Genomic DNA, 21,477 nt, shown 5'->3' on the forward strand with positions numbered 1-21,477 from the left:
GGGGGCCGGTGCTCGACCGACGCAACCGTCGACGCAGGCGCGCACGCCCCGCGCCACCGATGTCTCGACGACAACTCGCGCCGGGCTCATAACCGACGCTTACCCAGGTTCACCGCGACGCTCACGCCCCTGGGGTGACTAGATAGGAAGCAGCCTCGATCATGGTCTTCGATATCGACGCCACCCCGCTCCCACCGCCGCCGGTCGACCTCGCGCGCCCGGTGGTCGCCGGGCGCTACATCCTCGACGGCGCCCTCGGCGAAGGCGGCATGGGCCGCGTCTACCGCGCGTACCACCGCAAGCTCGGGCGCGCGTTCGCGCTCAAGGTCATGGCGCCGACGTTCCGCGAGGAGGAGCGCCTCCGCGCCCAGTTCATGGACGAGGCCCGGCTCGCGAGCTCGATGACCCACCCCAACATCGTGTCGGTGACCGACTACGGCGACGACGTCGAGCTGGGCGCGTTCATGGTCATGGAGCTCCTCGAGGGCGCGCCGCTCGACCCACGCGCGCGCCTGCCGTTGATCCGCGCGTGCGAGTACCTGCGCCAGATCGCAGATGCGCTCGAGCACATCCACCAGCGCGGCGTCGTGCACGGCGACCTCAAGCCCGAGAACATGATGGTCGTGACCGAGACCCACGACGGCCGACGCCGCGCCGTCGTCAAGCTGCTCGACTTCGGGCTGGCCCGTCGGATCGGCCGGAGCGATCGCGACGAGCCGCTGTCGGGCACGCCGCCCTACCTGGCGCCCGAGCGGATCACCGGCGGCCCCGCGACCGTCGCCGCCGACGTCTACGCGCTCGGCGCGGTCGCGTTCGAGCTGCTCACCGGCGCGCCGCCGTTCACCGGTGAGCTGCGGCAGGTGTTCGAGGCCCACCTGCAGCAGCCGCCGCCGACGCTCGCGGACCGCCGCGGCGAGCCGGTCGACGAGCGGCTCGAGGCGCTGGTCGTGCGCGCCCTCGCCAAGCGCCCGACCGCGCGCCACCAGCGCGTCAGCGAGTTCCGCTACGAGCTCCAGACCGCGATGGCGATGCTCGGCCTGCGCCAGCGGCGCCACACGCCCGGCGCGGGCGCGCAGCCGTTGCTCGACGCGTTCTTGCAGTCCGCGGTCCCGCTGGCGGTGATCTCGCTCGATCACAAGGTGACCGCGGCCAACGCGGCGTTCTGCAAGATGCTCGCGGTCCCGGCCGAGCAGATCGAGCACCTCGACCTCACGACCTCGACCCTGGGCGAGGCGTTCCCCGACCTGGCCGAGGTGCTGGACCAGGCGCTGGCCGCGCCGTACCCGGTCGAGCGCCGCGCCATCGTCGGCACGGGCCGGGCGCGCGTGCAGGTCGTGCTTTGGATCAGCCGCGGCACGATCCCCGACCGGGCGCTGCACCTGTTCGCGCGGCTCAACCGGGTGTGACGGCGGGCGACGACGCATGAGCCGCCGCAGCCGCACCGCGTCGACCGTCCCGACCGCGCACCGCGACCGCGCGGCCTCCGCCGCGCCCGACGACGACGCCGCGCCACCGCCCGGGGAGCCCGGCACCGGCTGCGGGGTCTGCCGCCGCGACCTCACGGGCGCGCTGGTGTGCCGGCGCTGCCTCCGTCGGCTGACCGTGCCCGCCGGCATGTCGAGCGAGCAGATCGCGGTCGTCCACGCCGAGTCGACCGGCGCCGCGCTGGTCGACGTGTGGGGCAACCACCACGCCCTCGCGCGCACGACCACCATCGGGCGCGCGCTCGCCGCCGAGCTCCAGATCCTCCACGGCACGATCTCGCGCTACCACGCCACGATCGCGTGGACCTCCGGCGGGTGGTGGCTGACCGATCTCCGCAGCACGAACGGCTCGGGGCTCGGCGCGACGTCGGTGACCGGCCCGGTCCAGCTGCGCCCGGGCCAGCGCGTGGCGTTCGGCGACGTCGCGATGTTCTTCGTCGAGACGGCCCGGTCGACCGCCGGCCTCCCCGGCAACCGCGACCACGCGACCGCGACCTTGCACGCCGCGGCGCCGCCCGAGGCGCTCGGCGATTCGCTCGAGCTGGTCGAGACGCCCAGCGGCGCGGGCCTGATCGTGTTCGCCGATGGTCGGCCCGAGGTCTGCCTGACCTGGATGCAGCTCGAGCTCCTGCGCGCGCTGTGCCGCCGTCGGCGCGAGGACGCGCAGGCCCCACCCGAGCGGCGCGGGTTCGTCGCGACGACCGCGCTCCTCGGCGCCCTGCCGTGGGACTCGGTGCGGCCCCACGCCGACCACGTCAAGCAGCTGGTCCGACGGGTCCGCCGGCTGCTCGCCGACGCTCGCGCCGATCTGGAGATCGAGTCGCGCCGCCACCTCGGCTACCGGGTCGGTCCGCGCGGATGATCGGTTCTGTGCGAGCCCCACACGCGCTGGCGCCCGCGCTGGCCGGGCGCGTGACGGTCGTGCGCGTCCGGCGTTGTGCGCCGGGCTGTGTCAAAGCGCCTCACGTGGGGCGCGCCTGCCGGCGCTCGCTGGCCGCGGCGGACGAACCTTGTGCCCGCATGACCTCGTGATGGCGCAGGCCTTGCGCGCGAGGCCACCTCGCCGCGTCAGGGCTGCGCGGGCCCGTCCGCCACGATGTCGCGAGGCCCGCTCGACCGAGCGGCATGCGCCGATGCGCCCGGCCCACGTCGTGCTTACGTGTGTGGCTGCACCATGCCAGCGTCGCCGTTGATGATGCCCCCACGCGAGCGACGCCCGCGGCGACCGTCGAGGGCGCCGACGTGAGCGACCCGCCGAGCGGCTCGCGGGACGCGCGCGGCCCGGCCGTCGCCGACGTGCTCCAGCTCGAGGACCTCGTCGGCCTGTCGGAGGCGGACGCGCGCGCGCGGCTGGAGCAGGACGGACCGAACGAGCTGCCGGCCCAGCAGCACCGCAACCTGCTCGCCATCGTGCTCGAGGTGGTGCGCGAGCCCATGTTCCTCATGCTCGTCGCCGCGGGCGTCGTGTACCTGCTCCTCGGGGAGCCGGCCGACGCGCTGATGCTGCTCGGCTTCGTGTTCGTGGTCATGACGATCACGATCGTCCAGGCCCGCCGCACGGAGCACGCGCTCGAGGCGCTCCGCGATCTCTCGAGCCCGCGCGCCCTCGTGATCCGCGACGGCCACCGCCGGCGGATCGCGGGGCGTGAGGTCGTCGCGGGCGACCTCGTGGTCCTCACCGAAGGCGATCGCGTGCCGGCCGACGGGCTGCTCCGGCAGACGCTGCACCTGGCCGCGGACGAGTCGCTGCTGACCGGTGAGTCGGTGCCCGTCCGCAAGGTGGCTGCGGCCGAGGCGCGCGCCCTCGAACGCCCTGGCGGTGACGACTTACCCTCGGTGTTCTCGGGGACGCTGGTGACCTCGGGCCAGGGCATCGTCGAGATCGCCGCGACCGGCCCGCGGACCGAGCTCGGCAAGATCGGCAAGGCGCTCGCGCAGACCACCGAGGAGCCGACGATGCTGCAGACCGAGACGCGGCGCATCGTCCGGATGCTCGCGATCGCCGGGCTCGGGGCCTGCGGCGTCGTGGTGGTGGCCTTCGCGCTCACGCGCGGCGGCGGCGCCGGCGCGTGGGAGCAAGGCTTCCTCGCTGGCATCGCGATGGCGATGGCCATCTTGCCCGAGGAGTTCCCGGTCGTGCTCACGATCTTCCTCGCGCTGGGCGCCTGGCGCCTGTCGCGCAGCCGGGTGCTCACGCGCCGGATGCCGGCGATCGAGATGCTGGGCGCCGCCACCGTGCTCTGCGTCGACAAGACCGGCACCCTCACGCAGAACCAGATGACGCTGCGCACGCTCGCGATCGGCGGCGAGGCCACGGATCTCGCCGGGCTCGCCGCGGAGCTGCCGGAGGAGCTGCACGGGCTCCTCGAGCACGCGATCCTGGCGAGCAAGCGCGACCCGTTCGATCCGATGGAGCGCGCGCTCCACGAGGCGGGCGATCAACTGATCAAGGACACGGAGCATCTCCATCCGAGCTGGTCGCTGGCGCGCGAGTACCCGTTGACGCCGGGCCTGCTGGCGGTCAGTCACGCCTGGAGCAGCGGCGACGGCGACGACGTCGTGGTGTCCACCAAGGGCGCGCCCGAGGCCATCGCCGACCTCTGCCATCTCGGGCCCGCGCAACGCGACGCGCTGGCGGGCCAGGTGCTGAGCCTCGCCGCGCAGGGCCTGCGCGTGCTCGGCGTCGCCCGCGGCGCGACCCGCGTGGACCGCCTGCCCGACCAGCACCACGATCTGGCCCTCGAGCTCGTCGGCTTGCTGGGCTTCGAGGACCCGCTGCGGCCGGCGGTGCCCGGCGCGGTCGCCGAGTGTCTGACCGCCGGGGTCCGCGTCGTGATGATCACCGGGGACTACCCCGCGACCGCCCAGAGCATCGCGCGCCACGCGGGCCTCACCGCCTGTGAGACGGTGCTCACCGGCGCCGATCTCGACGGCATGGCTGACGACGAGCTCGCGCGGCGGGTCGCGCACGTCCAGATCTTTGCCCGCGTCGTGCCGGAGCAGAAGCTGCGCATCGTCAACGCGCTCAAGGCCAACGACGAGGTGGTCGCGATGACCGGCGACGGGGTCAACGACGCCGCCGCCTTGAAGGCGGCGCACATCGGCATCGCGATGGGCGGGCGCGGGACCGACGTCGCCCGCGAGGCGGCCTCGCTGGTGCTCCTCGACGATGACTTCTCGTCGATCGTCGCGGCCGTGAAGCTCGGACGGCGCATCTACGACAACATCAAGAAGGCCATCGTGTTCATCGTGGCCGTGCACGTCCCCATCGCCGGCCTGTCGATGCTGCCGGTCTTCTTCGCCGACTGGCCGCTCCTGATCCTGCCGGTGCACATCGCCTTCCTGCAGCTGATCATCGACCCCGCGTGCACGCTCATCTTCGAGGCCGAGCAGGCCGAGGCCGACGTCATGCGCCGGCCGCCGCGCGAGCGCGACGTCGGCCTGTTCTCGCGCGAGACGCTCGGCATCGCCCTGCTGCAGGGGTTCAGCGTCCTCGCGGTGTGCCTGGGCGCCTTCCTGCTGGCGCGGCGGGACCACGCGGATGACGCGGCGCGCGCGCTGACGTTCGTCACGCTGGTGGTCGCGCTCGTCGTCGTCATCCTCGTCAACCGCTCCTGGGTCCGGTCGGCCGTGGCGATGTTCCGGGTCCCGAACCCGGCCGTGCGCTGGGTGCTGCTGGGCGCGATCAGCTTCCTCGGCGTCGCGATCCTGGTCCCGGTCGCGCGCCGCTTCTTCCACTTCGCGCCGTTGCACCTGACGGACCTGCTGCTCAGCCTCGGCGCCGGCCTGGTCTGCGTGCTCTGGTTCGAGGTCGTCAAGCAGGTCCGCCGCGCGCGCGCCGGCCACGGCGTCGCGCCGGCGTGATGCTCACGTCGCTGGCGGGTGTCCGCGTCAGCCGCCGTAGTGGGCCAACCACCGACGTGCATCGAGTCGCTGCTCGAGGACGGTCGCGCAGCACAAGGGGTGAGCTTGATCTGCTTTCGTGGACACCCCTTGCTCGCCGTGAACGCCGCGCGCACGTGCGTCGTGAGCACCTGGTCGCGCCGGGCGCGGTCCGAGACCGGGCGCGCGCGCCACTCGTAGTAGCCCGACGGAGCCACGCCCAGCACGCGGCACATGAACGCGACGGCGTACTCGGCGGCGCACGCGGTGATGACGGCGTACTTCACGATTGGTTCCTCGCGAAGTACGCAGCCGTGTTTTTGAAAGTCGCGCTCCATCTCGACAGCGCGCAACTCGCGTCGCAAGCGTGTCAGCTCAGCGCGCTCGTCGGTCGTGAGCGCACCACGCGGGTCTTGCTTCTCGTCGACCCCAGCCTGCTGGACCCAGGCGCGCAGGCAGGTCTCGTGAGGTCGAGCTCGCGGGCCACGACGTGCACGCTCTTGCCGGTGGTGCGCACGATGCGCACCGCCTCGGCCTTGAACTCGGGCGTGAACGCGCGCCGCGGGCGCTTCTGCTTCTTGGTCGGGCTCATGGACACCTCATGCATCATGGCGGGAGAGGGATGATGGGTGTCCACAAGATCGGGGGAGGCTCACCCATCACCCGCTCCCATCTCGCCCAGCCAGCGTGTAGACCGCGTTCTTCCGCGCCCCGCGCTTGGCGAGCACCCCGTCGCTGACCAGCTTCTGCAGCCGCCGCTGCACGGTGCGCAGAGGCGGCGCGTTCTTCCCGAGCCCCGCCACGATCGCCGCGCTGCCCGCCTGCCCGAACCGCTCGACCACCTCGTAGAGATGCGCGTCGAGCGCGTCGGGCGGCGCGACGACCTTCCATGGCAGGTGCGCTTCGTTGTCCCGCACGCGCCCGAGCGCCTCGAGCCGCTCCCTGAGGACGCGCAGCAGCGCCGAGGTGAACAGCTCGAAGTACTTCGTGAGGTCGCCTTCGTCAGTCTCGAGCAGATTGATCCGCGCCGTGTCGAGAAGCTCGCGCTGCGCCACCGTCGCTTCGGTCAGCATCAAGAGCCCGTTGGCGTCGACGCGCCCCGCGCGTAGCTCGTGGTGCAGGACGACGCCGACGGAGCGCCACGCGGGATACAGCAGCTTCAGCCCCCAGTAGAACGTCGCGGCGCGCAGTACGGCCGACCTGGACACGAGCGGGTCCTGGTTCGTCCAGTCGAACATCGCCTTTATCGATGGCGGCACTTTGCTCGCATCCTTGTTGAGGTCGAGGAGCTTGCCCCGCTCACGCATCGAATACGCCAGCCAACGCGCCTCCCTCAGACTGGACGTGCCCTGGCTGGCGCGCTCGTACGCCATGGCTAGCTCCGGCGTGAGCCGGTTGTCGGAGCTACCTCGCGCTGTCGAGTAGTGGGCGAGCGCATCCTCGACGATCGCTGCGCGACGGATCGCCTCGGCGATGGGCTCGCGCTTGTCGACGAGGCGCGCGCCGCCGAGCACAGCCTCGACCTCTTCGGCCTTCACGCTCCTCCAGCTCCAACCGACGACCCAGAGGATGCGCATCGCCTTGGCCCGCGCCTCCAGCTCCTTGCGCCGGTAGAACGAGAGCGGGGCCGCCGTCATCTGGCCCGCGGCGTCCGCGATGCGGACCAGGCTGTCGACGAGGTTGGGCGTGATGGTGTACCGCCAGGGCTGCGGTGGCAGCTCGGTCGGCCGCGTGAGGAGGCGGACCTCCTCCTCCGAGAGGGTGGACGGAAGGCGTCGATCGCGCGGGCGAGTCACAGCCCCAGCTCCCTGCCGAGCACCTTCGTCACGAAGCGCTCGCCCGCGCCCTCTGCCGCGACCATCTTTCGAACGCGCTCCCTCACCTCGGCCGCGCTGCCGTGGCGCTCCGCGGCCGCGAGCGTCGCCCGGTACGCGTCCCACACGTCGACGCTCGTGATCTCGTAGCCGTATCCCTGCACCAGCCAGTACAGCGACAAGAGCCCCGCACCGACCGCGAAGGCCGGCTGCTTCTCGGTGTAGTCGCGTGCAGCGCGCGCGAGCGTCTTCGGATCACACGGCGTGCGGCTCGCGAGGGCGAGCGCCTCGTCGTAGAGACCCGCGTCCTTTGCCGCCGCGAACCACTTGCCCTCGTCACCAGGCGTGGTCTTCACGAGGTCGGCGAGGACTTCACCCGCCGCCTTGTGCGGGTACTTCTTCGAGACGGCGCGGAACGTCGCGAGGTACGTGCCGCCTTGGTTCGCGCGGACGCCGTAGCGGGTGTAGGCCTCGTCAATCAGGCCCGACGAGAGGAGGATGTCCTCGCACACCGAGTCGACCTCGTAGTCGCTCGCCCAGGGGCTTCGGCAGGACTCGGCGTAGCGAAGGGCCTCGGCCTTCTTGCCGCTCGCAGCCATCGCCCGCACCGCCCACTGCTTGTACGGCCAGATTGTGTCGACGCGCAGCAGCTCGACGAGCTCATCGAAGCGCTCGGCACGGTAGAGCGCGCTCAGGCACGCCGAGGTCCCGTGGAAGTGACCGCGCAGGTTCTTGTCCGGGCTCAGCGCCATGCGCGTGATCCCGACGAGCTTGTCCGCCCACGCGGACGCGACCTCCTTCGAAGCGCACAGCTCGCCCCAGTGATCGGCGAGCCGCTCGATGTACGGGATCTGATCGGCTTGATGCGCCTCGAACAGCCGCTCGAGCCAGGCGTCGCGGGTCTTCGCGTCGGCGGGTGCGTCGGCGATGATCGGCACCAGCTCCCCGATGGCGTTGCCAACTGCCGTACCGATGGAGCCCGACGAACTGTCGACGTGCTCGAGCGCGGGCGACACGCGCTCGAGGAAGGCGATGGCCCCCTCGGCGGCGAGCACAGGCTCCTTCTTGGCGACCTTCTTGATCTCGGCGACCGCCTGCTTGATCCGCGTGATCGCCGGCTGCGATTTCCAGCCGAACGCGTGCCGGCGGAATCGCGCCTTGAACTCCCACTTGTGCGGCTCGGCACCCGGCGTCGATCGCTTCGCGCTCATGGTGCACCCAAGGCTCGGTCGAGCTCGGCGCGAAGAGCAGGGAACCTCTTGTGCTCGGCCCTCAGCGCAGCAACCCAACGAGCCGTGTCCGTCGAGGGGTCACACGAGACGCAGGCCCCGACGAGCTCGGCAGCGTGGCCATAGTGGCGGCGCCGCTTCTGCTCTGTGACTCCAGCCAGCCGACTCTCCGCGGCCTTTCGCATCGCCGCGACGACGGCGCTCCGGGTCTCGAGGTTCGGGACGGTGGAAATGCCCGCCAGTTCCAGGAGCTTGTCGACCTCCGGCGCGGCGAGACGCGGCTCGTTCTCGTCGGCCGACATGGCCTCGAGTTCCTCGAGCTCCATCCCACGGTACCCCATCAGCTCTGTGCGCCGTGAAGTCGCCTTCTTTCCGCCCAACAGCCGCGTGAACAGCGGAAACAGCAGATGCCCAGGATGCTCGCCATCGGACCAACCCAGACCGGGCGCCGCTGCCAGGAGCTTCGCCGCCGGCTCGAACTCGCCTTGAAGAACGTGGAGGAACGCACGCTGCCGGGCCGCTTGCTTCGGGCACGCGAGAAGCGCCTCCGACGCCCGCCTTCGCAAGGTCGCCTTGCTGCCCGCCGAACCGAGCCAGCGGCGAAGGCGCAGCATGCTCGGCCCCGCGCGACAGGCACGCTCGAGCCATGTTGAGAGGTCTTTGCGCCCGAGGTGCTGCGCCGCCAGCGCGGCGCCGTCGAGCAACTCGCCTCGCGCGTAGTCCTTGTCCGCCACGAGCCCGGCAGCCTCCTCGAACGCCGGAAGCGCGGCCTTCCAGTCGCCGGCGTCGACCAGGCTCTTGCACCACGCACGGAGATCGTCGGCGCGCTTCGTTGTCCGCGCGATCTTCGCCAGCCCCTCGGAGCCGTCCATGCGTTGGACGACCTCGCGGAGCCATCGGTCCTCGTCCGTGTCCCAGTCGCGATTGCGGTTCTCGGAGGGCTTCTGCGCAATGAGCGTACGCCACCCCGGCATGAAGTCCTTGAGGCCGGGAAGCGGCTCCACGGCTACGCGCTCCAGCTCCTGGATGGGCTCCCAGAAGTGACCTAGCCCCTGCACCTCGGCGATCGCGGCTCGGACCGCGGCGACGCGCTCTGCCGGAGGCGAGAGCATGTAGGTCGAGACAACGTACTGGGCTGCGCACGCGGTGGTGTCGGCGCCGAGCACCTCGTCGACCATCTCGTGCTGCCCGAGGTCGATCTCTCCGTCGCCGATGGGTCGCAGCAGCGCACCAAAGATGCGGTGGGCCGCAGAGTAATCCTTCCGGAGGAACGCGCCGGACGCACGGCGAAGGTGCTCGTCCACCTCGGAGGGATCCGCGTGCCCGACTCGCTCGGCCGCTTTCGCGAAGGCGAGGGCCTCGGCCACCTTGTCGTCGCTGAGCGCCGCTGGCGCCCATCCAGAGCCGGCGCGCGCCGCACGCTGAATCATGGAGCTGATTGCGCTGCTGTGAGCCTTGTCGTCCAGCTCGAGCAACATGTCGCGCACGACCTCGCGAAGAGCATCAGCGGACAGTACGGCCAGCGCCGCGTCGACGTCGCTCTGCGCGGGCTCGGCAGGCGCGGGTCGTCGTTTCATCGCGACGACCCCGAGCCTTTGGCATCGCCGTTCACACTCGCCTCGAGCCGTAGCGCGCGCTCCGCAGCCTCGCGCTCGCGGGCCAGCTCGACGCGCAGCTCCTCCTCCGTGGGCAGGTACATCTGGTAGCGCGCGGCGAGGATCTGCTCGTTGTTCTCGGGCAGGGTGATCTTCGCCATCGCGTCGTTCTTCTCCGAGCAGAGGACGATGCCGATGGTCTTCGCCTCGTGCTCCGCGCGCTGGAAGCGGTCGAAGAAGTTCACGTACATCTGCATCTGCCCGAGGTCCTGGTGCGTGAGCTTGCCGAGCTTGAGATCGACGAGCACGAAGCAGCGGAGCAGGCGGTTGTAGAAGACGAGGTCGACGTAGAAGTGATCGCCCTCGAGCGTCACGCGCTTCTGCCGCGCGACGAAGCAGAAGCCCTTGCCCAGTTCGAGGAGGAAGCCCTCGATGCGATCGATGATGGCCTGCTCGAGATCTCGCTCGCGCCAGTGCGCCCGCTCGTCGAGCCCGAGGAACTCGAGCACGAACGGGTCCTTCAGGACGTCGGCGGGCACCTCGACTTCGTGTCCGCGCCGCGCGAGCGCGAGGACCTTCTCCTTGTCGCGGCTCTTGGCGAGCCGCTCGAAGAGGAGCGACGCGATCTGCCGCTCCAGCTCCCGGCTCGCCCAGCTCTCGCGCGCGGCCTCGATCTCGTAGAACGCGCGCGCGGTGGGGCTCGTCACCCGCAGCAGCACGAGGTAGTGCGTCCAGCCGAGGTGAGGAGGAAAGGGCGCGGGCACGCCCGCAGATTTGGTCAGCGCCGCTGTCCGAATCTTCTCGGGCTTTGATTTGGACAGCGCCGCTGTCCGTTTCGCCGGCCCACCCAGCTCGGGCGGCAGCGCGGAGCCTTCGGGGTAGGTGACGTAGAACTGCCGGATGCGCCGCAGGGTTCGAGCGCCGAAGCCCTGGCCCACGCTCGCGGCGAGGCGCTGCGCGAGCCGCTCGATGACCTCGTCGCCGTAGCCGGCGCGCTTCTCGCCGTGCTGCTCGACCTCGACGATCTCGCGCCCGATGAGCCAGTACGCCTGCACCGTCGCCGTGTTGACCGAGCGCGCGACGTGACCGCGCGCCGCCTCGATGATGTCGACGACGCGAGCGAACAGCGCATCCTCGTGGCTCGCGGTCGCTGGCTTCGTCGCCGCGACGGCCTTCTTGCGAGGCGGCTTCTTCACGACGCCACCCGGCTCGCCGCGACGCGCGCGTGGTGTTCTTCCGGTGCTGGACGGTGCTCGCTCATGCGCTGGTGACCCGATGGAGAAGGCCCCGCGCAAGTCCCCGAAAGACCGAGCGTTGGGCGTCGTTGCGCTCTTTGTTTCTCTCTCTTCGTCGACTTTATACGCCACCACCGTGGCGGACACCAGACGGAAAGAGCGCGAACGACGTCGCAGAGGGGACCTCGCGCGCGACGACGGAGAGCCTGTCGGCGCTCTCGCGGGGGTGGTCAGTTGAACGTTCGCCGACCCGTCCCGCCCGAAGGGGCCGATCTGTTAAACGCGCTCGGTCTCTCTCTCCCCTGTGGACAGAGTCCGACGCCGAAACGCTGTCCCGCGCGGGAGAATCGAGCGCTCGCGAGCGCGCTCTTCGCTCTCTGCGCGAACGCTGTCCACGCGCGCGTCGTGGTCGTCGAACGCGCAAAGCCGCGGAACTGTCGGGGAGAAGAAGAAGCGGCCTCGAGGATCGCTCCGCGAGGCCGCTGTTCACTGTCCAGTCGGCGAAGTTCGCACGACCGATGAAATGGCTCCGCATTCGGCGCTGCTTGCTAACCCGTTCGCACTGCTCTCGGCGGGACGGGCTCGCTCCGCTCGCACCGTCCCGAAAATGCGAATCGATGCGAATCCGAGAGGTTCCGTGCGGCGGGCCGGGACACTCCCCCGGATTCGCTCCGTCCCGCGACGAATGCGGTCGGCACTCGCGCGCTCAGGTAGTCGCGATCTCGGCCCGAGGCGGCTGGCCGAACTTGCGCGCGTACTCGCGACTGAACTGCGTCGGGCTCTCGTAGCCGACCTCGTACGCCGCACCCGAAACAGTGTAGCCCTCGGTCCGCAGGAGGCGGCGGGCCTCGAGGAGGCGCAGGTCCTTCTGGTACTGCAGGGGTGAAGTCGCCGCGATCGAGTTGAAGTGCTTGTAAAAGCTCGACGTGCTCATGCCGGCAAGCTTGGCGAGATCGCTCATGGCCAGGCTCTGCTTGAACTCGCGACGGATGTGTTCGATGGCACGCCCGACACCGCGCGCTTGACTGTCGTGGGCGATCACCTGATGCAGCATGGCGCCGTGCGGCGCGAGCAGCAGCCGAACGTGGATCTCGTCGAGGACCCGAGGCGCGAGCACACGCGCCGCGATCGGCTCGTCGGCAAGCGACAGGTAGCGAGCGAAGGCGTCGAGCAGCGCGAGATCGGTCTTGCCTACCTCGAGGGAACGCGCGCCCGCAGGAGTGAGAACGACGTCTCCGAGCTCGTGATGAAGGCTGCGTAGGCGGGACAGGTCGATCGACGAGATCAGTGCGAGGTAGGGAACGGCGCTGCTGGCCTTGGTGATCCGAGACACGACCGGGAGCGTGTGGCTGACGATCAGGGACTCGCCGGCACCAAAGCGAACGCTACGTTCGCCGAGGATCGTCTGTTTCTCCCCTTGCAAGATCAGGCAGATCACGGGCTCATAGATCGTGGCCTCGAGCGTCGTCGGCCGGAGGTGGCGTAGGAGCAGCAACCCGGGCATGGGGCTCGCCACATCCACGCCGGATTCTGAGTGCTCCCGAGCTGGCAGGTAGCGCTCGGCCCGTAGCGCGAGGTCGGAGGTGTTCACGTGGCGCAAGCTAACACGTGGCCAGTCGGCCGGATAATAGTCCGGAGCCTCGTACGATCGGGCAGATCATTCGTGGGATCTGGCACGGCGGCTAACGCCAACTTGGGTAGGGTCGTGACCCATGACCACCACCGTTCACGCCTACGCAGTCCAGGAGCCGGGCGGCCAGCTCCTGCCCTTCGAATACGCGCTCGGCCCGCTCGGGCCACACGACGTCGACCTGAACGTCAAGAGCTGCGGCATCTGCTTCAGCGATGTCAGCATGATGGACAACGCTTGGGGCTTCACTCCTTACCCGCTCGTGCCCGGGCACGAGATTGTCGGCGAGGTCCGTGAGGTCGGCGAGCACGTCCGCCACCTGGCGGTCGGCGACGTGGTCGGCATGGGATGGCATGCCGGCTACTGCATGATTTGTCGTCAGTGCATGAGCGGTGATCATCACATGTGCGCGGATGCGGCGAGCACGTTCATCGGCCGGCACGGTGGCTACGCAGACGTTGTCCGTGCCCAGGCCAGCGCCGTCTTCAAGCTGCCCAAGGGCGTCGATCCCCGAACGGCCGGCCCACTGATGTGCGGCGGCATCACGGTGTTCAGCCCCTTCGTGCAGTACGGGGTCTCTCCGACGGACCGCGTCGGCGTGATCGGCATCGGCGGGCTCGGCCACATGGCAGTCAAGTTCGCCCGGGCGTGGGGATGCCACGTGACCGCGTTCACCTCGACGGAGGCCAAGCAACAGGAGGCAGTCGAGCTGGGCGCCCACGTGGCACTAGACTCTCGTGACAAGGATGCGATCGAGCGCGCGGCGAAATCCTTCGACTTGCTGTTGTCCACGGTCAACGTCCCCCTCGACTGGGGGGCGTACATCGGCAGCCTCGCCCGGCGTGGGCGCTTGCATGTCCTCGGCGCCGTGCTCGAGCCGATCTCCGTGCCCGCGACCTCGTTGATGATGAGCCAGCGCTCCGTGTCGAGCTCGCCCGCCGGCAGTCCCTCCGACATCGCGAAGATGCTCGACTTCGCCGGCCGACACGAGATTCAGCCGACGACCGAGCACTTTGGCTTCGACCGCATCAACGAAGCGGTCGACCACCTGCGCAGCAACAAGGCTCGCTATCGGGTTGTTCTCGATCGCTGATCCGCTCCGGAGCTGGGTCTCGCGCCTCGAGAGCAACAAGGGTGCGACGGACGTCGCGAGCCTCAACGATGCGATGAGGTCTGGCTGTGCACGTGCGCGGCACGGCGCGCCGTCGTGAGCTCCCCTACGACGGCCACGACGAGTGGTCGGCGTGGCCGCTATTTGATGCTTGGCCGACTTCGTACCCGGGCGGCGACGTACGGGTTCGCCGTGCGCGTGCTCGCCCGGCCGCGTCCACTCAGCGGCGGAAGTCGGATCTCGTCTCGAGATGAAACGAGCCCCGCCTCGAAGCATGTCGATTTCGTGTCCCGTCTCGACCAGGGAGACCGCGTTTCCCTCTCAAAAGGACACGACCATGCCCCGACCCCGCAGCAAGAAGCCCGTCCACCTGGAAGTCACCGACCTCGCGCCGCTCCCGCTCGCCCTCGAGGAGTGGGAGCGCGCCCTCATCGAGCCCGTACTCGCCCGCCTCTTCGACGCGCCGAAAGCGCCGACCACCGAGCCGAAGGAGGTGCGCGATGGCGAAGCGCGCTGAACGCACTCGCTGGGTCAGCTACCTCCGCGTCAGCACGGTCGAGCAGGCCGAGAAAGAACTGTCTCTCCCTGCGCAGCGGCGATCGGCGGAGGAGTTCGCTGCGCGCCACGAAGCCGTCATCGATCATCACTACGTCGAGCCCGGCGCGTCGGGCACCGACGCTCACCGCGCCGTGTTCAACGAGCTGCTCGGCGACGCGCTCCGACCGGGCAGCACGATCGCGGTCATCGTCGTGCACCACACCTCACGCTTCACGCGCGACGCCACGCACGCGCGCGTCGTGAAGAAGGAGCTGCGCCGCGCCGGAGTGCGTGTCGTCTCGGTCACGCAGGAGCTCGCGGACGACCCGATGGGAACGCTGATGGAGGGCTTCTTCGAGTGCATCGACCAGTACGAGTCGGAGGTGAACGGCCTCCGTACCGCGGCGGCCATGCGCGAGGCCGTCCGCCAAGGCTTCTACCCGGGCGGCCTCACGCCCTACGGCTACTGCAAGGTGCCCGTCGAGGCGCACGCAGGGAAGAAGCCCCGATACCACCTCGCGCTGCAGCCCGACGAAGCCGCGATCCTTCGCACGATGTACCGGCTCTACATCACGGGCAGCGGCGCGCTGAGAGGCGACGGTCGGCGGGTTGGGCTCGGGTTGGATTCTCGTCGCCGCGTCTTCGGATCGGCCTTGTTGCGGGCCGCCCACCACTCGACGAGCCTGGTCCAGCGCAGTCCCTCATCTCCGATCGGCTCGTCGTAGACGAGGCAGTGCTCGGCGTGTCGAAGGATCACGATGTCGTTGTTCACGGCGTCGGCGAAGCCCAGTTCCGGCTTCGGACCGGTGGACGCGAAGATCAGGTTCTTCGGCCTGCCCGCGACGCCCGTCGTCGCAGGTCTGACCTTGAACACGGGGTGACCAGAGAGCTGCTCGACGGCAAACAGCTCGCAGCGATCGGCGGCGAGGACGGAGTTCAGGATCGGCGGGGGGGGGTTGCGCGGGGGGGCGGGGGGCGCGGCAGCTGCGGAAACCGAAGGCGTCCAAGGCGCGGGTGGTTCGGGGTGGTGGCGTCGGCCCGGCGTGCCGCACGTCCATCTCGACTTCGACAAGCCCCGCATCCTGCGCGCAACACCCGGGGGGCGGGGGGGGTGGTCGCGCGCGCGACGCCGGGGCGTTTGGGTCCCCGGGGGTGAAGGCGTGGCGGGCGGGCGGGCGGGCGCGTGGGTGGGCGGCCGTTGCGGGGCGTCTGGGGACGGTCCGCGTCGCTCTGGCCGATGCGGGCCGCGCGGCGGGGGGTCGTTGGCCGGCGGGGCTCAGGGGGTCTGCGCGCCGCCCGGCACTCGGTGTCGTTTCCGGTGCTCAGGGCGGGGGCGCGCGCTGGGCTGCCGGCGCGCGCGCGTCACGAGTCACCGCGCCCCCGGGTTTCGTGTGCGGTGCGGCGTCGAGCCGGCTGGCCGGGCGCTTTTTCTTGCGGAGCCGCTTGTGCATCGCGATGGACCGGAGCAGCCGCCTACGCCGGTGCGCTCGTCGTGATGGTCGGGACCCAGATCGCGCCTTCCCATTCCTTCACGAGCCGCTCTTGCCACGTCGGGTCGGGCGCGAGCACCGGGCGACAGCCGTTCTCCGCGTGGAGGATGGCCGTGCAAAGCGCGACGAAGGCGTCGGCCACGTCGTAGTCGGGCGTCCTCGCAGTGCCCGAGCTGTAGCGGCACGCGAGGGCGACGAGCCGGAGATCGACGTCGAGCCTGATGCCTGCGGCGGCACACGCGGCGATGCCGAGACGCACCGCTTCATCGGGCCTCGACTTGTAGCTCGCGAGCCCCATCGTGCGCAGCGTCGCGCCCGGGTAGACCTCGATGATCTCGCCCGCACCGCGACCGCCAGGAAACGGCAGCACGCGGTACTGGTGCGACTCCAGCTTCGAGAGCAGCGCGTTCCCGAGGAGCGTCATCTGGAACGTCGCCTGGAACTTGTCCTTGAGCGGCGGCTGCCCACCGGCGGCGATGTCCGTCGCGCGCCTCGTCCAGAGCCGCGCGCGCTCAGCGGGTCTCGCCAGGGGCGAAGGGCGTGAAGTCGAGCGGGTCGCCGAGGGGGGGCGCTGCGATCCACCAGTTGAAGGAGCGCCACCCGAGGAACGCGCCGTCCTTGTAGCCGATGTCCGCGGCGAACTTCGGGTCGCGCAGGAGCGCGTGCGGGACGCAGAACGGGAAGTCGAACCCGACGACGCGGGCCGGTCGAGCCGTGATCTCGTCGACGAGCTCCTTCGCGGTCCAGCCCGGAGGGGCGTTCGCGAGGAGCCGTGTGTTCATCCCGGTCGCGTCGATGCGGTAGGAGTGCCAGCCCGTCGAGTGCGCGGCGATGGCGATGATCTTCCGCCGCTGGTCGCGCGCCCGCTGCGGCGCACCGAAGTCGACGCCGACGATCATCTCGACCTCGGGTGCGCGGCGAAGGAGAAAGGGGCTCGGCGCCGCGGCGGGTCGGGCGCGCGCGGCGGGGGGGGCGGTGGGGGGGGGGCGCGCCGCGGCGGGCGGGCGGGGGGTCGCGGGGCGCGGGGGGGGGGGGGGGGGGGCCCGGGGGGGGGCGGGTCGCGTCGCTTCGGGGGGGGAGGAGGGCGGGGGAGGGGCTGTCCCGCGGCGCTCATCGCGCTCGCCGGCGCTCTCTGCGAGCAGCGCGAGAGCGGCCGCAGGGCGCGCGCGCGAAACGCCCGGAGTACCAAGGGAGAAACGGCGAAGCCGGATCGCTCCGGGGGGCTCCTGTTACCCTCGCCGTTGGTTGGCGACCCAGAAAAATGGCTCAAGAAGGGGTTCGAACCTGCGACCCGCCGGTTAACAGCCGGCTGCTCTACCACTGAGCTACTTCGGAAGAGCCGGCACGACCGGCGGATGCAAGGGATGCCTCAGGGATGGGGGGGGTGTCAAGTACCCTCGGCGATTACGCGATCCAGACGGTCAGGGAGGTCACCCGGGGCCCAGGGCTGTGGCTGGGCGCGCGGGGCCCTACCGCCGGCGCGCGGGGGCGGCGGCGACGAAGGCGGCGAGGTCGGTGAGGAATCGGGGATCGACCTGGCGGTCGGGATCGGCGTAGGCGGCGGGGTCACCGGTGGCCGAGGCGGCGAACAGGTGATCGAGGCCGGGGTAGCGCCGGTCGACCACGGCGGGGTTGCCGGCGGCGCGGGCGGCGGCCACGAGGGCGTCGGCGTCGACGGCGGCGACCTGCTGATCGACCCCGCCCTGGGCGACCAGCAGCGGCCGCGAGCCGAGCGCCGCGATCGTGGCCAGGATGTCGCGGGTCATGTGCGAGCGCAGCCAGCGCTCGCCGCCGCGCCACTCGGCCGCCTCGGGCGTGTCGGGCAAGGGGGCGCCGGCGCGGATCGCGACGAAGGCGGCGCGGTGGCGGTCGAGCGCGGCCTCCGCCTCGGCGGCGGTCAGCCCGGCCCGGCTCAAGGTGAGCGCGACCTGCTCGAGCAGCACCTGCTCGACCGGGCGGCCGGGGCCGGCCAGGAGCGCGACGGCGGCGACGCGGGGCTCGACGGCGGCGACCGCGGCGGCGACGACCGCGCCCTCGGAGTGACCGATCAGCGCCACCCGCGCGGGGTCGAGGCGGCGATCGGCGCGGACCGCGGCGACCATGGCCCGGGCGTCGTCGATGAACGTGTCGACGGTGGCGGCGCCGAAGTCGCCGCTCGAGCCGCCGACGCCGCGGTCGTCGCAGCGCAGGGTCGCGACCCCAGCGAGGCCGAGCGCGCTGGCGACCGCGCGCAGGAGCCCGAGCTTGATCCCGCCGGGCCCGGTCGAGTCGGAGTCGCGATCCTGCGCGCCCGAGCCGGTCAGCAGCACCGCCACCGGCAGCGGCGCCGTCGCGGCGGCCGGCACGACCAGCGCGCACGCCAGGGTCGCGTCAGGGCGCGCGATCGTGCGCTCGAGCTCGATCAGCCCCGGCGCCAGCGCCGCCTTGGTCGGCGTCGGCAGCACCAGCGGCGTGACGTCGTCGGTGCGGTCGGTGCGGATCGCGGTCAGGGCCATGGTCGGCAGCTCGACGGCGAGCAGCCGGCCGGCCTCGCAGGTCACGACCGCGCGCATCGTGCCGGCGAGATCGACGGTGCGCCGGGTGACGCCGGCCAGCGCGGTCGGCTGATCGACGCCGATGCGCACGTCCATGCCGGGGAACCCGACCCGCACGGTCGGCGCCGGCAGCGCGCAGGCGGGCGCGAAGTGCGCGAACGTGTTGTCGCCGAGGTACAGCTCGACCGCGCGGCTGGCGGTGCGCTCCGACGACGGGCCCAGCTGCGAGCGCGTCCGCAGCACCAGCGGCGCCCCGGTCAACGCCACCGTCGTGCCGCCGTCCTTGACGTCGCGGCCGGTGGCCGCGCGCGGTCGCCAGGCGCGGTCGGTGGTCAGGACGCTGTCGAACAGCCGCAGGGTCGAGCCCGACTCCAGCCGGACCTCGGACCGGATCACGTAGCCGTCGGGGTCCGCCTCGATCGTGAACACCTCGGCCCCGGCCGGGCGCCCGCGGATGGTCAAGGTCAGCTCCCCGCGATCGATCTCGACCGGGCCGCGTGGCGTTGGGGCCGACGGCGACGCTGACGGCGCCGGTGCGACCGCGGTCGGCGCGACCGGCGCGGGCCGCGCGGTGGTCGCGCAGGCGCCGGCGAGCCCGACGACGACCACAGGGGACCAGCGCGGGCGCATCACCCCAGCTAGACACCGTCGCGCGGCAGCGGTTGCGGCCACGGATCCGGCGGCGCGGGCGTGAGCTCGGCGGGCGTGAACGACTCGTCGTAGAGCTGGTCCCCGGTGGCGCCGAAGGCCCGGAACCGCAGGCGCGGCTCGGCGGTGATCTCGATCATCCCGAAGTTGAGCTCGGACACCCGGGCCAGCACGCCGTCGGGCAGCGGCGGCTGCTCGAGCAGGTAGTGCGCGAGCGGCCCGACCTGGAACTCGCGGATGCCGTGGCGGTGGCGGTGGGCGGCGAACCAGTGCTGGTCGGCCGACAGGAACAACAGGCCCGCCACGCCGGCCGCGGCCAGCTCGTCGAGGATGCCGTCGCGCTCGACCGCGAACGTGGCCCAGTGGTCGACGCCGACGCCGTAGTCGAGCGGCACCGAGGTGAACACCAGCTTGAACGTCGCGGTCGACGCGCGCAGGCCGTCGACCAGCCACGCCCGCTGCTCGGCGCCGAGCATGGTCTTGGTCGGCCCGTCGGGCGCGTCGTTGGCGCTGCGGTAGGCCCGGCAGTCGAGCAGGAAGCACTCGCACAGCAGGCCCCAGCGCCAGCTGCGGTAGCGCGGGCCGTCGCCGCGGTGCGGGAACCACGCGTCCCAGGCGGCGAGCGCGGCGGCGTGGCGATCGGGATCGAGCGCGCGCGCGGCGCCGTCCCAGTCGTTGGCGAACTCGTGGTCGTCGTAGATCGCCCGGAACGAGCTGGCCCGCATCCACGGCTGGAACAGCGCGGTCAGGTGGCCGCGGGCGTGGCGCGCGTCGTACTGATCGCGCGTGAACGCGGTGTCGCCGTGGTCGGCGTAGGGCCAGTCGCCCAGGCACACGAACAGCTCGGGCGCCGCGGCGGCGATCGCGTCGAAGATCGGCGAGCGGTGATCGCGCGACTCGTCGACGTCGGCGCTGACCGCCAGGCGCAGCGGCCGCGGATCGTCGTCGGCGGGCGCGGTCACGAACGCGATCGGCCCGTGCTCGGCGCCGGCGTCGGTGCGGACCTGGGCGCGGTAGGCCGTGGCCGGGCTCAGGCCGTCGACGTCGACGTGCGCGTGGCCGTGCTCGTCGAACGCCAGCGCCAGCGCCGCGACCTCGGCGCCGGCCGCGGTCGTGACCACCAGCTCGCCGCGGTCCGCGTCGGCCGCCCACGCCGAGACCAGCGCGCGCGTGGCCTCGACCTCGAGCACCATCGCGGTGACCGCGGGCGGGGGGTCACCGCAGCCGCCGAGCTGGGTCGCGGCGCCGGCGGCGCCGACCGCGAGCAGCCACTGGCGGCGGGTGAGCGTCACCCAACGACGATAGCACCGCGGGTCGGCGCGCGCGGTTGTGGCCTGACGACCCGCCCGCGTCCGCGAGCACGGCCGCTCGTCGGCGAGGTCGCGCTACGGCACGACCATGGCCTCGAAGTACCGCGGGATCGTGGTGACGGTGCCGGGCGCGCACCCGGCGACCTCGGCGACGAACGCCTGCAGGTCGGCGGACGGCGGCGCGTCGATCGGCGCGGCCTGCCAGTCGTCGAAGTGCGTGGTGTAGACCCGCGGCGGCGCCCCCACGGCGCGCAGGAGCCGACAGGTGTAGTCGTGGAGCTCGTCGCGCAGCCCGGTGGCGACGATCGCGACGTCGGGGCGCAGGCCGACCAGCTCGCGCTCGATGAAGTTGGCGGTCGACAGGATCAAGATCTCGTGGCCGCCGAGGCGCACCAGGTACGCGAACGTGCCGCCCTCGGGGTAGCCGGCGAAGGTCAGCGGCAGGGTCGGCGGACCGGCGAGGACGCCGCCGAGGGTGTGCTTGTCGTCGAGCGCCGAGTGCAGGCTGGGGAGGACCTTCACCGACCAGCCGTCGAACTGGTAGTCCTCGCCGCCGACCACCGGCACGAGCTGATCGTCGGGCACGCCGCTGGCCCGGGCGATCGCGGCGGTGGTGGCGCTGCCGATCAGCTGCGCGCCGGTGGCGCGGGCGATCGTCGGCGCGTCGAGCAGGTGGTCGACGTGGCTGTGGCCGATCAGGATCGCGTCGACGCGCGGCGGGGTGCGCGCGGCGATGGCCGCGGCGTCCGGGACGATCGGCCCGTCGAGCGCCGGCCGCGAGAAGTACGGATCGATCAGGAGGACCTTGCCGTCGGCCTCGAGCTGCCAGCCGGCGACGCCGAGGTACGTGAGGGTCAGCGGCGCGCGCGCTGGCTGCGGCGCGGCGGCGACGGGCGTGGGGGTCGCGCGACAGGCGGCGAGCGACAGCGACAGCGACGACAACAGCAGGAGGCGATGCACGGTCGGGCTCAACGCCCA

17 protein-coding genes are annotated in these 21,477 nt (G+C 71.6%); 5 read left to right on the forward strand and 12 right to left on the reverse strand.

The window, feature by feature from the left end; translation table 11 throughout:
• Positions 1 to 161: 161 nt before the first annotated feature.
• The 3 genes from IPL61_06405 (at position 162) to IPL61_06415 (ending at position 5,348) form a co-directional block, all read left to right on the forward strand.
• Positions 162 to 1,406: a protein kinase gene (locus IPL61_06405; protein ID MBK9030960.1), complete on the forward strand. Its 1,245-nt coding sequence runs from the start codon at positions 162 to 164 to the stop codon at positions 1,404 to 1,406.
• 16 nt (positions 1,407 to 1,422) lie between these two features.
• Positions 1,423 to 2,346, forward strand: a complete 924-nt coding sequence (locus tag IPL61_06410; protein MBK9030961.1) for an FHA domain-containing protein — start codon at positions 1,423 to 1,425, stop codon at positions 2,344 to 2,346.
• A 263-nt stretch (positions 2,347 to 2,609) separates the two neighbouring features.
• A complete protein-coding gene (locus IPL61_06415) occupies positions 2,610 to 5,348 on the forward strand; it encodes a cation-translocating P-type ATPase (protein MBK9030962.1) in 2,739 nt (912 codons plus the stop codon).
• Between the two features lie 388 nt (positions 5,349 to 5,736).
• Here IPL61_06415 and IPL61_06420 read toward each other — a convergent pair whose 3' ends face one another.
• The 6 genes from IPL61_06420 to IPL61_06445 all read right to left on the reverse strand — a co-directional run bounded on the left by IPL61_06420 (position 5,737) and on the right by IPL61_06445 (position 12,743).
• Positions 5,737 to 5,958 (reverse strand): transposase, encoded by a 222-nt coding sequence (locus IPL61_06420; GenBank protein ID MBK9030963.1) that lies wholly within the window; start codon positions 5,956 to 5,958, stop codon positions 5,737 to 5,739.
• Positions 5,959 to 6,025: 67 nt separating this feature from the next.
• A complete protein-coding gene (locus IPL61_06425) occupies positions 6,026 to 7,162 on the reverse strand; it encodes a hypothetical protein (GenBank protein MBK9030964.1) in 1,137 nt (378 codons plus the stop codon).
• Positions 7,159 to 8,391 carry a hypothetical protein gene (locus IPL61_06430; GenBank protein ID MBK9030965.1) on the reverse strand — a complete coding sequence of 411 codons (1,233 nt, stop codon included), beginning with the start codon at positions 8,389 to 8,391 and terminating at the stop codon, positions 7,159 to 7,161. Before IPL61_06430 ends, IPL61_06425 begins: the two co-directional genes overlap by 4 nt.
• Positions 8,388 to 9,986 carry a hypothetical protein gene (locus tag IPL61_06435; protein ID MBK9030966.1) on the reverse strand — a complete coding sequence of 533 codons (1,599 nt, stop codon included), beginning with the start codon at positions 9,984 to 9,986 and terminating at the stop codon, positions 8,388 to 8,390. Before IPL61_06435 ends, IPL61_06430 begins: the two co-directional genes overlap by 4 nt.
• Positions 9,983 to 11,200 (reverse strand): DUF1016 family protein, encoded by a 1,218-nt coding sequence (locus tag IPL61_06440; protein MBK9030967.1) that lies wholly within the window; start codon positions 11,198 to 11,200, stop codon positions 9,983 to 9,985. Before IPL61_06440 ends, IPL61_06435 begins: the two co-directional genes overlap by 4 nt.
• A gap of 745 nt (positions 11,201 to 11,945) precedes the next feature.
• Complete coding sequence (locus tag IPL61_06445) at positions 11,946 to 12,743, reverse strand: AraC family transcriptional regulator (GenBank protein MBK9030968.1); 798 nt, start codon at positions 12,741 to 12,743, stop codon at positions 11,946 to 11,948.
• Positions 12,744 to 12,951: 208 nt separating this feature from the next.
• On the opposite strand from IPL61_06445, the gene IPL61_06450 reads away from it, so the two are divergent.
• Both IPL61_06450 and IPL61_06455 read left to right on the forward strand, forming a co-directional pair.
• Positions 12,952 to 13,962 (forward strand): NAD(P)-dependent alcohol dehydrogenase, encoded by a 1,011-nt coding sequence (locus IPL61_06450; protein ID MBK9030969.1) that lies wholly within the window; start codon positions 12,952 to 12,954, stop codon positions 13,960 to 13,962.
• A gap of 355 nt (positions 13,963 to 14,317) precedes the next feature.
• Entirely contained in the window at positions 14,318 to 14,497 is a 180-nt protein-coding gene (locus IPL61_06455; GenBank protein MBK9030970.1) for a hypothetical protein, read from the forward strand.
• Between the two features lie 585 nt (positions 14,498 to 15,082).
• Here the strand turns inward: IPL61_06455 and IPL61_06460 are convergent.
• From IPL61_06460 to IPL61_06485, 6 genes are all read right to left on the reverse strand, one after another.
• Entirely contained in the window at positions 15,083 to 15,598 is a 516-nt protein-coding gene (locus IPL61_06460; GenBank protein ID MBK9030971.1) for a hypothetical protein, read from the reverse strand.
• A gap of 392 nt (positions 15,599 to 15,990) precedes the next feature.
• Complete coding sequence (locus IPL61_06465; protein MBK9030972.1) at positions 15,991 to 16,536, reverse strand: DUF429 domain-containing protein; 546 nt, start codon at positions 16,534 to 16,536, stop codon at positions 15,991 to 15,993.
• The gene (locus IPL61_06470; GenBank protein MBK9030973.1) at positions 16,520 to 16,906 is read right to left on the reverse strand and encodes a hypothetical protein; all 387 of its coding nucleotides are present in this window, start codon (positions 16,904 to 16,906) and stop codon (positions 16,520 to 16,522) included. Before IPL61_06470 ends, IPL61_06465 begins: the two co-directional genes overlap by 17 nt.
• Before the next feature lie 570 nt (positions 16,907 to 17,476).
• Positions 17,477 to 19,171, reverse strand: a complete 1,695-nt coding sequence (locus IPL61_06475; GenBank protein ID MBK9030974.1) for an alpha/beta hydrolase — start codon at positions 19,169 to 19,171, stop codon at positions 17,477 to 17,479.
• Between the two features lie 8 nt (positions 19,172 to 19,179).
• Positions 19,180 to 20,481 carry an alkaline phosphatase D family protein gene (locus IPL61_06480; GenBank protein ID MBK9030975.1) on the reverse strand — a complete coding sequence of 434 codons (1,302 nt, stop codon included), beginning with the start codon at positions 20,479 to 20,481 and terminating at the stop codon, positions 19,180 to 19,182.
• Between the two features lie 93 nt (positions 20,482 to 20,574).
• On the reverse strand, positions 20,575 to 21,459 hold the full coding sequence (locus tag IPL61_06485) for an MBL fold metallo-hydrolase (GenBank protein MBK9030976.1): 885 nt from the start codon (positions 21,457 to 21,459) through the stop codon (positions 20,575 to 20,577).
• Positions 21,460 to 21,477: the final 18 nt, after the last annotated feature.

The organism is Myxococcales bacterium (assembly GCA_016717005.1).
In the GTDB taxonomy this organism is placed as follows: domain Bacteria; phylum Myxococcota_A; class Polyangia; order Haliangiales; family Haliangiaceae; genus UBA2376.

Bases quoted from the DNA above. Each gene is read 5' to 3' on its own strand.
- IPL61_06435 (MBK9030966.1), bottom strand. From the start codon at position 9,986: ATGAAACGACGACCCGCGCCTGCCGAGCCCGCGCAGAGCGACGTCGAC.
- IPL61_06455 (MBK9030970.1), top strand. From the start codon at position 14,318: ATGCCCCGACCCCGCAGCAAGAAGCCCGTCCACCTGGAAGTCACCGAC.
- IPL61_06475 (MBK9030974.1), bottom strand. From the start codon at position 19,171: ATGCGCCCGCGCTGGTCCCCTGTGGTCGTCGTCGGGCTCGCCGGCGCC.
- IPL61_06470 (MBK9030973.1), bottom strand. From the start codon at position 16,906: ATGATCGTCGGCGTCGACTTCGGTGCGCCGCAGCGGGCGCGCGACCAG.
- IPL61_06415 (MBK9030962.1), top strand. From the start codon at position 2,610: ATGCGCCGATGCGCCCGGCCCACGTCGTGCTTACGTGTGTGGCTGCAC.
- IPL61_06460 (MBK9030971.1), bottom strand. From the start codon at position 15,598: ATGCGGGGCTTGTCGAAGTCGAGATGGACGTGCGGCACGCCGGGCCGA.
- IPL61_06420 (MBK9030963.1), bottom strand. From the start codon at position 5,958: ATGAGCCCGACCAAGAAGCAGAAGCGCCCGCGGCGCGCGTTCACGCCC.
- IPL61_06445 (MBK9030968.1), bottom strand. From the start codon at position 12,743: ATGCCCGGGTTGCTGCTCCTACGCCACCTCCGGCCGACGACGCTCGAG.
- IPL61_06410 (MBK9030961.1), top strand. From the start codon at position 1,423: ATGAGCCGCCGCAGCCGCACCGCGTCGACCGTCCCGACCGCGCACCGC.
- IPL61_06405 (MBK9030960.1), top strand. From the start codon at position 162: ATGGTCTTCGATATCGACGCCACCCCGCTCCCACCGCCGCCGGTCGAC.
- IPL61_06450 (MBK9030969.1), top strand. From the start codon at position 12,952: ATGACCACCACCGTTCACGCCTACGCAGTCCAGGAGCCGGGCGGCCAG.
- IPL61_06430 (MBK9030965.1), bottom strand. From the start codon at position 8,391: ATGAGCGCGAAGCGATCGACGCCGGGTGCCGAGCCGCACAAGTGGGAG.